Here is a 15982-nt window from a genome sequence, read left to right as displayed (position 1 = left end):
AATATCTTATTCAAGATTATTACCCCAATTAATTCACAATAATCTTTTTTGAAAGCACTTGGTTATCTTCCGTACGTAATTGCACGATATATGCGCCACTAGACAGATTATAAAACTGAAACCCATTTTCTAATGCCGAAATAGGTAAATCTGGCATATCTAGAGCTATTTGGCCTCGCATATTCACTAAAGCCAACCGCTTTATATTACTGTTCAATTTTTTAACATACAAGGTGTTGGTTGTATTCTTATAATAAATAAAATTATCACTAGCTTGAGCCTCTGCCATACTCAAGGCTTGCTGTTCATTTTGAAATACAATTTCAAATCTTTTATTGAATTTACCTTGTTCTGAAGAAAAGGTGTAAGCCGCATTGTTTTTAGTTAAATCATAATATTCTCCTGTAAGATTATCTTTGATATAAATTTTTTGACTTTTTTCAATATTTATAAGGCTGGTTATTTTAATTTCAAACGCATTATCTCCAGACGATTTAAAATTAAGAGGAATCACCTTATCATTTGCCAATGGCCCATATGCCTGAATGTTCATATTTTTGCCGTTCAAACTCAAATTGAGGTCGTTATTATTTACTTCTGAACATTCGGCATCATAGCCATAATCATAGTCATCTGAAGTAAGTTCACTAAAACCAATTAAAAGTTCACGTCTTGTCTTAGGACCAGATACTGAATTAATTTCTAGTCTTATTTTTTGCATTGCAGAACTTGAGTTGTCTGGCTGTTTTGATTCATTTTTAGGCTTTCCACCCGTATTTTTTAAAAAAACCGATCCGTTTTCTTCATTAATATTATCGGCATCTGATTCTTTAATAAAAACACGCTGATTATTATTAAACTCAATTTGTCCATCTGCCTCAACCTCAACTACGAAGCCCTGAGCCACTGGAAGATAACGAGTAGGCAACTTGGTACCATCTTGAGACCCATTTGTATCTCCTGAAAGCCCCACAAACTGATAGGCTTTACAAGATCCTGTTTTATTTACCTGTGCATAACCACCTTCATATTGACTTAAATAATGTGTGTCTCCACCCCAATGTTGCCAAAGATAAATATCGCCTTTTATAACACCTTGATTGTCATCAATAAACTGATACATATCTAAAGCGGAAGGATACGGGTTACCCAGCAAGTAATCGGTTTTGGTTTTATCTGGAATAGAACCAGCACCACCTTTATCTAACACGTCCAAAATAATGGTTCCATTATTGGGTTTCCCTTCATAGATATATTGCTGCTCTGAAGCGGCAACACCCGTTCCTTTTTGGGTATAACCAAAACCTGGAATTAAGGGGGTTGATGGTGATAAATGTGCCCAATCCCAATAGGTTAACCCTCCCATATAAGTGTATATCCAATAGGTACTTATGCTATTACTTCCAGTATAACCTGTTGTAAAAGTACAATTGAACCCACTAGCATCTTTAATCATATTTACTTTAAAAGGTGTGTTATTTGTATTATTTGAAGCTCCATTATTGTTAGTAAGAGTGGTTGCCATAGTTTCTCCAACAGGAGATGACCAATAATTGTATCGATACGGATTAGACTCTCCTTCCTGCCTTCTTAATACTTTACCATTTTCATTGGTCACCAAATCACTGTGTTCTGTTTGAATTAACTGCGAATCATCTTCTAAATCTAAAGCTCCATTCAACTCAAAATACCATGTATTATACACGGCATGATCTCCCGAAACTGATAAGCTTCTTGTGTCATCAATAATAAGCCCTAATGTTTTAATGTCATGTGAGGCCGTAACATCATTTGATATTTTTACAATGCTCCAATCTTTATTATTCGCAACATCTTCAATATCCCAAACATTACCACTTTTCCAGGTAGCTTCATCAGTCCAAGCCCCAGGATTATTAGACACATAAGGCATTGGAGCTGTTTGTTGTTGTAATGAAGTTATATTATTCAATTTGGTAATTCTACCGATATAAGAATAATCTGTTGTTCTATCATAAGAAATAATATCAGACATTGGATAGTAAGCTAACAAGCTTGACCACGGAATAGTATTATTTGTAGTAATATCTACAATATCTTTATCTATCACAGCGCCTTTAACAATACCCGAGTTATCTTTTATTTCCTGATATACCATACGTTGAATTTGATCATCGGTAAGTACGGTATTAAACACTCTAACTTCATCAATATCTCCTTTATAATATTCCCTATTGGAAACATTTTTAGTTGTTCTTCCTATTTCAAAATTACCATTTGTATCTGTGGTGTTTTCAATATTTACTCCAATAATACCCGTATCAAGGGAATCGACAAGTACGCCATCAACATAAAGTTTCATAAGTCCTGTTGAACTAGAAAAACTGCCTGTAATGTGATGCCATTCATCATAGTTAATGGCTGAACAAGCACATTGCCCAATTGTTTGCGCTGAGTTACCAGCGGTTGTTACTGTAAAAGAGGGTCTGTTCCCATTTTGCAACCATAATTTAAAACCTGTATCTTCACCGCCTATGGTCATATTGGTTGTATTCCCTGAATCTGACTTGACCCAAGCCATAAATGTAATATCGCTTTCTCCATTAATAAATTCTGGTGTAGACACATAATCATCAACTCCATCAAAATCTAGTTTTGACGAAAATAAAACGGGATTTATAGTAATATTGGCTCCACAATCTGCTAAAATAAGTTCTTCAGTAGGCGGAATAGTCACATCTAAAAGCACATCAATATCCTCTACGGAACCTGCACTCACCGCATCAAATCCGCCACCATCATCTTCGTCATAATACATATGTCCTGTAACGGTGGCTCCACTTGTTAGCGAAGCATTGTGCCTTACAATGAGTAATGAATTTTCATCGTCACCAATCAAATCATCATTACTTAAGTTTATATTATCGAGTAACATGGTACCATTGTTATAAAACTTAGCCGTACCAAAAGTCAATTCTCCTTTTAAAACAAACAAACCATTATTCACATAATCGGCATTAAGAGACATATCAGTATGAATAAATAAGGAACAATCATTAATCAATGCACTAGATCCTCCCGAAGACAAAGACCCAAATACCTCTAATATACCACAATTGGAATAATCACTTGCAATACCTGCATCGCCCCCAACAGTTGTTCTACTGCCATAAAACGATACATAAGTTGCACTACCCCCAACACTCAAATCTCCAGCCACATTAAAGTTACCCATATTGTATACTATGGATGCTGAAGGTGGATTGAATTGTCCTGGTATGGTAATAGATCCTGTATCATAAATATAAATCATATTGGTGCCTTGAAACCCTGTTTCCGTTGGAAAATCAATAACCCCTTCAACAATCAAGGTCACAGCATTCATTTTATCTATTTGGCCTGAGTATGTAACATTTGGTGCAATGTATAGCGTCCCCTTGAAAACTCCTCCTGCCATAATAGCGTCAGAGTTATCAGCCAAAATACACACAGAATCTGAAGAGCTAAGTCCTGAAGGTACGCCTGTTGGATTGCCTAAACTATCAACCCAACCTGAAGCCGTATAGGTATAGGTACATGTTGTGGGTTGCCCTGGCGGATTCCAAGTATGCGGACCACAGGTTTGAGCTTTTAGCCCTATACAAGTATTTAAAACCAATAACAATATAGAGCGTTGTAGGAATAGTTTTGTTTTCATGATTAATAGCTTTGGGGTAAACAAAATTAATTCATTATCAATTAGTTATATATTACACTTTCAAAAGCATCATTGTTTTTTGAAAGCAGGTTAGTAAATCGGCTTCTAAATCCTTAGAACAGCTTTACTTCAATATGTACAAACTTTTTGAAATTAATCTTGAGGGAAGAATAATTTTCGTCGAAACAAACCGTACGGTTTTACATTCAATTAAAGACAATATTAAAATAAAAATCCGATAAAAACTAATAAAAATCCGATAAAATGTGTTTTTGTTCGATAAAATGTGTTTTATCGTCATTATAAGGCAAAAAAAGACCAGTCAAGAGCGGAGCGGTATATAGAATTTCAATAAAAACACCTCTAATTAATTTACTATAATCTTTTTAGAAAGCACTTCATTATTTTCAGTACGTATTTGCACAATATAGGCACCACTTGAAAGGTTGTAAAATTGAAATCCATTTTCTAAGGCTTCTACTGGTAAATTAGGCATTTGTAAAGCTACTTGACCACGCATGTTTACCAACTGTAAATTTCTTATTTTATTACCATTCATTTTTTTTACAAACAGTGTATTCGTTTTATTCTTGAAATAGATAAAGTTGTTCTTGGCCTCAGACTCTTCAATACTTAGCGAGTGCTGTTCACTTTGAAAAACAATTTCAAATCTGGTATTAAATTTTCCTTGATCTGAACTAAACCCATAGGGTTCACCGCTTATAAGATTAAAATAATCTCCTGTTACATTATCTTTCAAGAAAATCTCTTGATCATCAGGAATGCCTTCTACCGATGTCATCTTGATTTCAAAAGTATTATCCCCAGAAGATTTAAAATTTAAAGGAATGACCTTATCGTCTGATATTGGACTATACGCTTGAATGTTCATATTTTTTCCTTCCAAACTTAAATTCATATCATTATTATTTATTTCTAAACATTCAGCATCATAACCATAGTCAAAACCATCAGTAGCATCATGAGCAAATCCTAACAATAATTCTCTTCTTGTTTTAGGCCCCTTAACAGTATTAAACTCTAATCGGATGCGTTGCATGATCTTTTCAGAATCTTCTTTAGCCATACCACTGCTTTTTAAGGTTTTCCCATTTGATTTAGTACCGCTAGACTTTAAAAACACAGAACCACTATCATAGGAGCTATTAGCATCGGCTTCTTTAATAAAAATGCGCTGATTATTATTAAACTCAATTTGACCATCGGCTTCAACCTCAACAACAAAGCCTTGACCAACAGGAAGGTATCTTGTTGGTACTTTAGTTCCATCTTGCGACCCATTGTGCCCACCAGATAAACCTACAAATTGATACGCTCTACAAGCTCCAGTTTTATTTACCTGCGCATAACCTCCTTGATATTCACTTAAATAATGTGAATTTCCGCTCCATTGTTGCCAAAGATGCAAATCACCTTTTATAACCCCTTGATTATCATCAATAAATTTATGAATATCTATTGCTGATGGATACGGATTACCGATTAAATATTCTGTTTTTGACACATCGGGCACTGAACCTGCTCCTCCTTTGTCTGTAACATCCAATAAAACAGTTCCATTATTAGGTTTTCCTTCAAAAATATATTGTTGTTTTGGCGCCGCTGTTCCTGTACCTTTTTGGGTGTAGCCAATGCCTGGTTTAATAAGAGAAGAAGGTGCCACTTTTTTCCAATCCCAGTAAGTAATACCGCTTATAAATGTATACAACCAATAGGTGCTTATACTGCCATTTCCTGTATAACTAGACGTAAAAGGCATATTCAAACCAACATCATCCTTTAAGGTATTTAATTTGAATGAGCTGTTATTAGCGTTGTTTAAAGCCGCGTTATTATTTGTTAAACTGGTAATTCCAACGGCTCCAACCGGCGATGCCCAATAGTTGTATCTAAAAGGACTTGCTTCACCTTCCTGACGCCTTAAAACCTTGCCATCATTATCAGTCACCAAATCACTATATATGGTTTGAATTAACTGAGAATCATCTTCAAGATCTAGCGCCCCATTCAACTCTAAATACCAGGTATTTTCTACCAAATTATCGCCTTGTATGGTTAGGGTTTTAGCATCATCTATAACTAACCCTAATGTTTGCACATTGTGTGCAGCAGTAACATTATTAGCTATTTTTACAATACTCCATGCTTTGTTTGTTACAGTATTGGTAATATCCCAAAGATCTCCATACAACCAAGTTGTATTATTATTCCAATCACCCTGCATAATAGTTTCATACGGCATAGGTGCCGATTGATCTTGCACCGTGGTGATGTTATACAAAATGGCTTCAAAATCATTATCGGAATAGTCGGAAGTTTTGGCGTTAATAATTTCGGTCATAGGATAATACCCTATAAGACTTGACCAAGACACCGTAGCATCTGTTTCTCTATCTGTTATATCTTTTGGGATGATTTTACCCTGTATCTTACCCAAATTATTCTCAATCTCTTGATACACCATTTGCTGTAATTGATCATCCGTTAATGCCACATCAAACACACGCACTTCATCAATGCTTCCTTTAAAGTAATATGACATCGAAGGCGCGTTTACCCCTATTGTAAAGTCGTTACTTGAAGCATTTATACCTCCTGACAAAGCTGCATTATTACTAGAATTTAACAGTTCACCATTAAGATAAACTTGTAGTTTAGAGCTAGCATCTAAACCGTTATACACAAATCCAATATGCGCCCACTGATTTAATACCAAAGAATTTGAAACTGGCATATTTAGCGTCACGCCATTCACCTGAAAACTGACTTGCTTTGAGCTTTGCACGGTTATATTTAAGTCTCCAAAACTCACAACCGTTCCTGCATTTGAAAAATTTTCATCCAACTTCACCCACGCCATTATAGTTGTTTGATTATTGCCTCCAATATTCAAATCACTAGCCATAAAATCATCAACCCCATCAAAATCAATGGTAGCCAAAATTGGAGGATTCGTATCAAAAACATCTCGATAATCTAAATCACCACCAGTATTTAAATCGTTATCACCATCAGGAAGAATTGATAAATCGGACGGATTTTCAATAGCTTCATTAACATCCCAAACCGTATCATTAATATTTGTAGTCTCAAACGGGTTTATCAATCCATCAGCATCTTTATCTTGATTTGTAGAGGGAGTGGCCAGTCCGTTTTCAGCTTCATCTGGTTTTCCGTCATTATCTGAATCTAAATCAATATAGTCTGGTATGCCATCATAATCTGTATCTTCAACCACAATACCTAATCCGTAACTTGTATCTATTCCTGTTGTTGATACACCACCACTAGGAGCTATATAACCTAACGTTGATTGCGCTTCAACATTATCTGGAATACCATCTTCATCTGAATCAATATCTAAAAAATCATAGATTAAATACCTACTACCGCTTTCATTACTATCTCCATCTGTATTTCTTGGAACCGTGCCTGTATTTGCAGAGCTTGGAATTCCCATAGTGGTGGCTGTTATGCCAATGGTACCATCAGCAAATCCATTATAGTCAGCATCGGTTCCACCTGATTCAATAACGTCTGTTATTCCATCATTATCACTATCTAAATCTAAATGATTCGGTATGCCATCTCCATCCTGATCTAAGTCTTCACAAATCCCTGAAGCTCCTAATGAACAAAAATCTGAATCTTTATAATTTAAAACCCCATCGCCATCATCATCTGCAGAAGGGTCTATCCCTCCTGATTCATCAGTATCTTTTATCCCGTCATTATCATCATCTAGATCTGTAATATCTGCAATACCATCACCATCACTATCTGTCACCAAAGAGCCATTCAATGCAGAGTTACCATTATTAAATCCGATGTTACTGTTTTGACTAGCAACAAACGAAATATTATAATCTTCAATTTCTCCTGACTGATATTGATAATCACAGGAGGTAAAATTATTGTTTTGACCCGTTCTAAACCCAATGCGCATCACAGAAGCCCCAAGTTCAACATCATCAGGAATTGTTATTTCTACAGGAACTACAACGGTTTTTTCGCCATCTTCTTTTGATTTATCTTCTACAGTAAACAAAAAACGCTCCCTCGAATCTTCAAAATCACTATCAGAATTATTAAAATTCATCCAAACAATTAGGGTGTTTTTATTTTTATTCCACCCGTTAAGTTTCACGGTAACGGTTCCTGTAATGGTCTCGCCCGCATTTATATCAGCCGATGTAACTGATGAATAATAAGTATAACTTCCTGTAGTACCTGAACTAGAATTATTAATACTCCCAATTGACACATTAGAAATATAATTATTGTTTGCATGATCAACATTTATGGGAGTACAATATTGCGCATAAAGGCTTACGGAACAGCATAGCACAAAAAAACAGAGATTAAAAAACCTTAAACCTAAAGCAGGAGCATGTGTTTTCATAATTACTAGATTTGGGGAAATCAGAATTAATTTATAATTAAAATATAATTGTTTTATTGCTCATTTTAACACCTCTTTTACCTATTTGCTATCACATAGATTAAAAAAGACACCAAAACATTTACAATTCTACAATCGTTTCCTTAACCAATCTTGAGGGAAGACTAATTTTCGTCACATAACGCGTAATGATTTACGCTCAACTAGCGACAATATTATCACAAAATATCGACAAAAACCAATTTTTAATCGTTTAAATGTATTTTTTAACGATAAAACGCACTTTGTCGACTAAACCACAAAACCTATTAAATCTTCAACTTTTGAGATTAATTGAACTTTAATACTAGCTGTTTTTAAAGAAATCTTATTGTGTTTAGAAACAAAAATGGTAGAAAACCCAAGCTTTTCAGCTTCTAGAATACGTTGCTCTACACGCTGCACAGGCCTTATTTCTCCAGAAAGACCTACTTCGGCCGCAAAACAAAAATCATTTTGAATAGGTACATCTTCATTAGAAGAAAGAATAGCTGCTACAACTGCCAAATCAATTGCAGGATCATCAACTGTAATACCTCCTGTAATATTTAAAAAAACATCTTTAGCACCAAGCCTGAATCCTGCCCTTTTTTCTAAAACCGCCAGTAACATGTTTAATCGTTTAGCATTAAAGCCTGTAGCACTACGCTGTGGTGTTCCATAAACAGCAGTACTTACCAAAGCCTGTACTTCAATCATTAATGGGCGCATACCCTCAAGCGTAGCCGCTATAGCATTGCCTGAAAGTTCTTCGTCTTTCTTTGAAATTAATATTTCTGAAGGGTTTGAAACCTCTCTAAGTCCTGAACCCTGCATTTCATATATACCGAGCTCATGTGTGGATCCAAATCTGTTTTTATGCGCTCTTAATATTCTGAACACATGGTTTCTATCGCCTTCAAACTGTAACACAGTATCAACCATATGCTCCAAAATCTTTGGGCCTGCAATACTACCATCTTTTGTAATATGACCAATTAACAAAACAGGTGTTGCCGTTTCTTTTGCAAACTTTATCAACTCTGTTGTACATTCTTTAATTTGTGAAACACTTCCAGAAGACGACTCAATATAATCGCTATGCAGTGTTTGTATGGAATCAATCACTACAATTTCGGGTTGTAAATCTTCAATCTGTTTAAAGATATTCTGTGTTTTAGTTTCAGTTAAAATAAAGCAATTTCCCCCCTTGGGATGTATACGTTCAGCACGCATCTTTATTTGTTTTTGACTTTCTTCACCAGAAACATACAAGGTTTTATAAGGAAGTTCAAGCGTAATTTGAAGCATTAAAGTGCTTTTTCCAATACCTGGTTCTCCGCCTAAAAGTGTTAGAGAACCAGGCACAATACCACCTCCCAAAACACGATTTAGCTCCCCATTGTACGTATTTAATCTGGGTTCTTTTGAAGTATCAATTTGATCTATTTTTAAAGGCACTGCTACCCTCTTACTAGATGATGACGACGACTTCCATACTTGTTTTTCAGGCTTTTGAACAAGCTCTTCCACTATAGTATTCCAATCTTTACAGGCTTTGCACTGACCCTGCCATTGCGCATATTGTGTGCCGCAATTTTGACAAAAAAAAGTGGTTTTTACTTTTGCCATTAATATCCAAAATCTTGTTTAATAGACTCGGCACGTTCAAGCACTTCATCTTTTGTAATTCCTGCAATCTCATCAAAAGTATAGGCAGATTGATATGTTCTCATAGCCCGCTTGGGATCACCCGTTTCTTCATAAAATCGTCCTAAATAATAACCCCCTAACATGGTATTAGGATAGGCTTTTCTTGCCATTTTACCCAGCTCTTCATAATACTCAAACGTTTCATTTTTTTCAATGGCCGCTGCAATGGCTTTAAAATCATTAATGAGAATTTGCTTATCTATACCATATAAATTTAAAATTTGCGCATACTTTTCCTGTAAATATAACACGGGTGAGATTTCTAACTCCAGAATAACTTCTTTATACTCCTTTTTAGAAATGGGTTGATACACTTTGAAAATACGTTCAATAGCGCCTGGAATAGCATAAGTAGGCAGAGAATAATGCGACGCTTCATCAAACTGTGTATAGCTATACTTGAAATTTTCATTTTCTATAACCGCTAAATCTGAATTTAGTACATTGACCATGTCTTTCACAGATTTTGAAGCGTTCACTGTGCTTGACAAACAGTAAAATGTTTGCTTATTCACTTTAGCTAAGGTTTCTGGCAAATAGTCAATCATATTGGGTGCTAAATTAGGACTAACCGCTATATAACTACTAAATAAAGCATTTGGTTTTAAGAGGTAATAATTAATAAAATTTGCTGTTTCACCATGCCCAACGACTACCCTATAACTCCCTGATTTGTAGGTTTTTGTTATATACGGAATCAATTCAAGACCAATAAATTCAAAAAAGGCAGCTCCAGTTTTAATAGGTAATGAATTTTGTTCAGAATACATACAATCATCATAACGTTTTCCCATTTGATTAATTCCCACCACAATAGCACTAGGCATGTCTTCCCAATATGAAAAATAATCTACATTACCCGCAACCGCTTCAAACATATAATCGGCATCAAAAACTACAAATAACGGATATGTGTTATTGTCAGACGGATCATATCCTCTTGGCAATTGTATCTTGATTTGCCTTTCTTCTCCTAATTTTGAAGATTGAATCGTTTCATATTTTATCTGGGCATTCGTAACATTAAGTGTCAGCATAAGACACAAAACAAAAAGTAAGTTCTTCATTTGAAACACAGTTTGATGATTTGATACTGCCAAGGTACTAAAAAAAGAAGAGCCTCAAAACAGGAATAGTTAAGACCAAACAAGAATTACTCTTTATTTCTTCGGTTATAAATGGGCAAATAAATAAGTGACATTCCTCCAAAAACAATAATCATTAAGGTTTGTGACGCCCACATAATCCAACCAAACGCAATACTTGGTTCTTCAGCTATCCCAAAGATTGAAAACGCAGCATACACCGCCAAGGGATATGACCCTATACCGCCATTAGTAGCAGCAATACTAAAACTGGCCGAAATAAAACCAATTAGAATAGCTCCCATTGAAATACCTTCTAAATCTTCGAGTGAAAAAGAGGTGACATAAAACATGAGGACATACATACTCCATATGAATAATGTATGAAAAATATACGCCCACTTTTTTTTCATTTTGAAGATACTCAAAGCTCCCTCAATCAAACCATTAACAAAGGTTTTTATCTTTAATGCTAGGGTCGATTTGCTCTTTTTTATAAATTGTGTAAAAACAAAAATAGTTGCAACCATCCCAATGATTAGTAAAACCATTTTTAAAGGATTAAATCTTTCTAATAGAAAGGCATAAATAAAATCAAATTGTAAAAATAAGGTTATTGTTATGATACCGATCATTACAATAAGATCGGCAATGCGCTCGGCTACAATAGTTCCAAACCCTTTTTCAAAGGGTACATTCTCATAATTTGTTAATATAGATGCTCGAGCTACTTCACCCGCTCTAGGAATGGTATAATTGATTAAATAGGTAGCAAATACCGCCATAACACTATTAATAAATTTTACTTTATATCCCATAGGCTCTAATTGAAACAGCCACCGATAAGCTCTTGATAAATGACTGAGCAAGCCCAAAAACATACCACATAAAATCCAAGTGTAATCAGCCTGTTTTGCATAAACCAGTAATTCACTCACTGATACTTTTGACAATGAATACCAGACTAAAAAAACTCCCAATAATAATGGGAGTAAAATTTTAATAGTGTGTTTTAACTTTCTATTCAAAGTTTATTTTAGCAAGTTTGTGGCCTCATCAGGAAACACCAGCGCAGGTTTAAACACCTTTGCTTCTTCTATATCTAGAATAGCATATGTAATTAGAATGAGTGTATCGCCAACCGATACTTTTCTTGCAGCCGCTCCATTAAGTGTTATTTCTCCACTATTTCTCGGACCAGGGATACAATAGGTTTCTAATCGTTCGCCATTATCATTATTTACAATTTGAACTTTTTCACCTTGTATAATGTTGGCAGCATCCATTAAGTCTTCATCAATGGTAATGCTTCCTATATAATTGAGTTCTGCACCTGTGCATTTAACTCTATGAATCTTAGATTTTACTACTTGAATTTGCATGCGGCAAAGATAATTAATTTAATGCGATATTGTCAATCAGTCTAATATCATCTGCATATACAGCAATAAACGCTCTATAGTCTTTGTTTTTTGTTTTTCGTTTTATGGGCTTTAGGGTCATTTCATCAGCAATCACAAAATATTCTAAATTCAATAATTCATTTTTATTAAATTGATTTTCAACCCATTCCACTATTTTATCTACACTTTTTATGCCAAATTTAGTTTTGGCAGCTTTTAGTGTATCATATATAAATGGCGCTGCCGCTCTGTATGCTGGTTTTAGTCTTGCGTTCCTAGAACTCATAGCTAAACCATCTGCTTCTCTATGAATTTTGCACCCTACAATTTCTATAGGTATACTATACTTTTCAACCAATTTTCTTATAATAGCGAGTTGCTGAAAATCTTTCTCTCCAAAATAAGCTTTATGAGGTTTTACAATATCAAAGAAGCGTTTCACTATAGTGCCAACTCCGTCAAAATGTCCTGCTCTAAATTTACCTTCCATTTCATGCTCCAATCCATCAAAATCAAATGACTGAGACTCTAGTGTACTACCATACATATCTTCAACCGTAGGTGCATAAACCAAAATATCATCTTTGTTAACGGCTTCTAACAGAGAAACATCTGCATTTAAAGCTCGTGGATACTTTTCTAAATCCTCTGAATTATTAAATTGTGTAGGATTCACAAAAATACTCACAACCACTTTATCATTTTCTGCCAAAGCAGTCTTTACCAACTGCAAATGCCCTGCATGTAAAGCCCCCATAGTAGGCACCAACCCTAAACTTATATTTTGGTCTTTTAAAGCATCAACAACAGTTCTTATGTCTTCTTTTTTTGAGTAAACTTTCACAATTTAATATAAAATTAACGCGTGCAAACTTAAGATTTTACAAGCAATTTGCATAAATTTTTGTATTTTTGCGTGTTTTTTATTTTGAATAATCAAAAGCACAGCCTTTATTATATTCTTTAACTCATTCTCTGTATTGAAATGATTTCAAGATTTATTTTATAATGTATTTAAAGTCAACAAAAACTAACATATGAAAGATAAGAGGATATTGTACGTATCATCTGAAGTCGTGCCCTATTTACCTGAAACTGAAATCTCTTCCATGTCATTTGAAGCCCCTAGATTAGTAAATCAACAAGGTGGACAAATTAGAATTTTCATGCCACGATATGGTAATATTAATGAAAGAAGGCATCAACTACACGAAGTTATAAGACTATCTGGTATCAATTTAGTTATTAATGACTTAGATATGCCACTCATTATAAAAGTGGCATCCATTCCAAAAGAGCGTATTCAGGTTTACTTCATTGATAATGATGAGTATTTTAAACGAAAAGCCACCTTAACGGATGAAGCTGGAAAATTATTTGATGATAATGATGAACGCGCTATTTTCTTTGCCAAAGGTGTTATAGAAACCGTTAAAAAATTGAATTGGGCTCCAGATATTATTCATGTGCACGGTTGGCTAGCTTCCTTACTACCACTTTATCTTAAAGAATACTACAAAGATGAGCCTCTTTTTAATGAGAGTAAAATTGTAACCTCAGTATACAATCAAAGTTTTAGTGAGACGTTAAACAAGGACATGGTAAATAAAATTAAGTTTGATAATATTGAGGAAGACGCTATTAAACCTCTTGAAGAACCCTCATACAATAACTTAATGAAAGTTGCTATTGATTATTCTGATGCTTTAATAGTTGGTTCTGAAAGTATTCCTGAAGAACTCGACAGCTATTTAAAAGCTTCTGATAAACCTGTTTTAGAATACAAAAGTAAAGATGAATTTGGTGAAGCCTATACAACATTCTTTAACAACACTGTTTTAGGTTAATTCAACTATTCACTACCCACCTAAGTTATATGAAAAAGACAATTAATGCCCTTAAATTTCCTTTTGTTTTTCTTCTAGTCCTTGTTGCTCTTGTTGCTTGTGACAAAGAATTTAATGTCATTGAAAGTGATGTTCTTGGAAAAGACAATGCTAATTTCACCACTGGAGACACCTTGCTTCCAGTTGTGGCTTATAATCAAAAATTGAGTGCACTCCAAATAAATAGATTAGGATCTACCTCAACTACAGGCGCTGCCGCAGCAAGCTTGCTGGGTGTTTATAATGATCCTGCCTACGGACTTACAAAAGCTAGCATTATATCTCAGGTTACACCAACATCATTTAACCCCGATTTTGGTGAAAACCCTCAAGTAGTAAGTGTTGTTTTAAATATTCCATATTACAGCACGGCTAATGGAACAGATGACGAAGGCCATGTTACTTATAAACTCGACTCACTATATGGTAACACAGAACAACCTATAAAACTCACCATTTACCAAAACAATTATTTTTTAAGAGATTTTGACCCTAACAGTGTTGCCGAAAACTCGCAAAATTACTATTCAAACGGAAGCAGTGATTCAAACTCAGCCCTAACAGGAACCAGCACTATCTTATTTGACAATCACATTGTTAATGTAGACACTCCAATTTTTGTTGACAATGAATTTATTCCAAGTAATGAAGCTATTGTAATAGAGACTGGAGAAGGAGATGATGCTGTGACAAGTAGATCTGAGCCTGCATTTAGGGTAGAATTAGATAATGATTTTTGGCAACAAACCATATTAGACAAACAAGACGATCCTGTTTTAAGTAATGCTAATAACTTTAAAAACTATTTTAGAGGCTTATATTTTAAAGCAGAAACACTGGGTATAGATGATGGCTCTATGATTTTATTAAATCTAGCTTCTTCAAAAGCCACAATTACTATAACCTATGAAAAAGGCCCAACAGATGCCCGAACAGAATCAACTTATACGCTTAATTTTTCGGGAAACAGATTAACTACCTTTATAAATAATTTTACAACAAATCTTGAGAACGGTGATGCCGCTTCTGGCGATGAAAAATTATATTTAAAAGGCATGGAAGGTTCTATGGCTATTGTTGATTTATTTAGTGGTGATGTAGATTGTGATGGAGATGGCATACCAGATATGGATGCTCTGGAATGCTTCAAGCAAACGTACAGACAGACTGATGAAAATGGTGAATACAGATTTGATCCCTTAACCAGAAGGTTTTTACTTAAAAGACTCATAAATGAAGCGCATCTTATTATTAATGAAGATGAAGACATGAATACAGGTGATGATGAAGATTACCATAAATATGATAGAATTTATGCTTATGATCTTGAGAACAAGGCTAGTACCATAGATTATATAGTAGATCAATCCGGAAACACAGTTAACCCTGTTAATTCAAAAATAATAAGTTTAGGACAAAGAAATTCAGAAGGAACCTTCAAAATTAGGTTAACACAGCATTTAAATAATATTTTGCTTAACGACTCTACCAATACAAAAATTGGCTTAGTATTGTCTACCAATGTTAATTATACCAATAATTCTAAAATTCTAAATAGCGCAAATAACGTTGATGCAATACCTACAGCTTCTATAATTTCACCAAGAGGAACCATTTTGTATGGTAGCAAAGGGATACCAGAAAAGGAGGATAAAAAATTACAACTTAAAATTTTCTTAAGCAAAGGCAAAGAAGACTAACCGTCTCATAATAAATAAAATATGTTCTTTTTGAATATGAATTTCGTCGGTTAAATCATTCTATTCAAATAAAAATTA

At 34.5% G+C, this 15982-nt stretch carries 9 protein-coding genes; 2 read left to right on the top strand and 7 right to left on the bottom strand.

The window, feature by feature from the left end:
* Positions 1-28 precede the first annotated feature (28 nt).
* The 7 genes from KFZ70_RS06295 to panC form a co-directional block, all read right to left on the bottom strand.
* Entirely contained in the window at positions 29-3676 is a 3648-nt protein-coding gene (locus tag KFZ70_RS06295) for a LamG-like jellyroll fold domain-containing protein (protein ID WP_139695985.1), read from the bottom strand.
* 367 nt (positions 3677-4043) lie between these two features.
* Positions 4044-8099, bottom strand: a complete 4056-nt coding sequence (locus KFZ70_RS06290; RefSeq protein WP_139695988.1) for a LamG-like jellyroll fold domain-containing protein — start codon at positions 8097-8099, stop codon at positions 4044-4046.
* A gap of 291 nt (positions 8100-8390) precedes the next feature.
* Positions 8391-9749 carry a DNA repair protein RadA gene (gene radA, locus KFZ70_RS06285; protein ID WP_139695990.1) on the bottom strand — a complete coding sequence of 453 codons (1359 nt, stop codon included), beginning with the start codon at positions 9747-9749 and terminating at the stop codon, positions 8391-8393.
* Positions 9749-10897: an alpha/beta hydrolase gene (locus tag KFZ70_RS06280; protein WP_139695992.1), complete on the bottom strand. Its 1149-nt coding sequence runs from the start codon at positions 10895-10897 to the stop codon at positions 9749-9751. Before KFZ70_RS06280 ends, radA begins: the two co-directional genes overlap by 1 nt.
* A gap of 86 nt (positions 10898-10983) precedes the next feature.
* On the bottom strand, positions 10984-11943 hold the full coding sequence (locus tag KFZ70_RS06275) for a lysylphosphatidylglycerol synthase transmembrane domain-containing protein (protein ID WP_139695994.1): 960 nt from the start codon (positions 11941-11943) through the stop codon (positions 10984-10986).
* 3 nt (positions 11944-11946) lie between these two features.
* Positions 11947-12297, bottom strand: a complete 351-nt coding sequence (gene panD / locus KFZ70_RS06270; protein WP_139695996.1) for an aspartate 1-decarboxylase — start codon at positions 12295-12297, stop codon at positions 11947-11949.
* Between the two features lie 13 nt (positions 12298-12310).
* Positions 12311-13162, bottom strand: a complete 852-nt coding sequence (panC, locus tag KFZ70_RS06265; RefSeq protein ID WP_139695998.1) for a pantoate--beta-alanine ligase — start codon at positions 13160-13162, stop codon at positions 12311-12313.
* Between the two features lie 193 nt (positions 13163-13355).
* Here panC and KFZ70_RS06260 point away from each other — a divergent pair, with 193 nt between their 5' ends.
* Positions 13356-14165 carry a glycogen/starch synthase gene (locus KFZ70_RS06260; RefSeq protein WP_139696000.1) on the top strand — a complete coding sequence of 270 codons (810 nt, stop codon included), beginning with the start codon at positions 13356-13358 and terminating at the stop codon, positions 14163-14165.
* A 29-nt stretch (positions 14166-14194) separates the two neighbouring features.
* Positions 14195-15904, top strand: coding sequence for a DUF4270 domain-containing protein (locus KFZ70_RS06255; protein WP_139696002.1), 1710 nt, complete (start codon positions 14195-14197; stop codon positions 15902-15904).
* The last annotated feature ends 78 nt before the right edge of the window (positions 15905-15982 follow it).

This window comes from Allotamlana fucoidanivorans (genome assembly GCF_045788535.1).
GTDB lineage: Bacteria > Bacteroidota > Bacteroidia > Flavobacteriales > Flavobacteriaceae > Allotamlana > Allotamlana fucoidanivorans.
The sequence above is the reverse complement of the archived record's forward strand: the minus strand, read 5'-3'. Positions and strand labels throughout refer to the sequence as shown.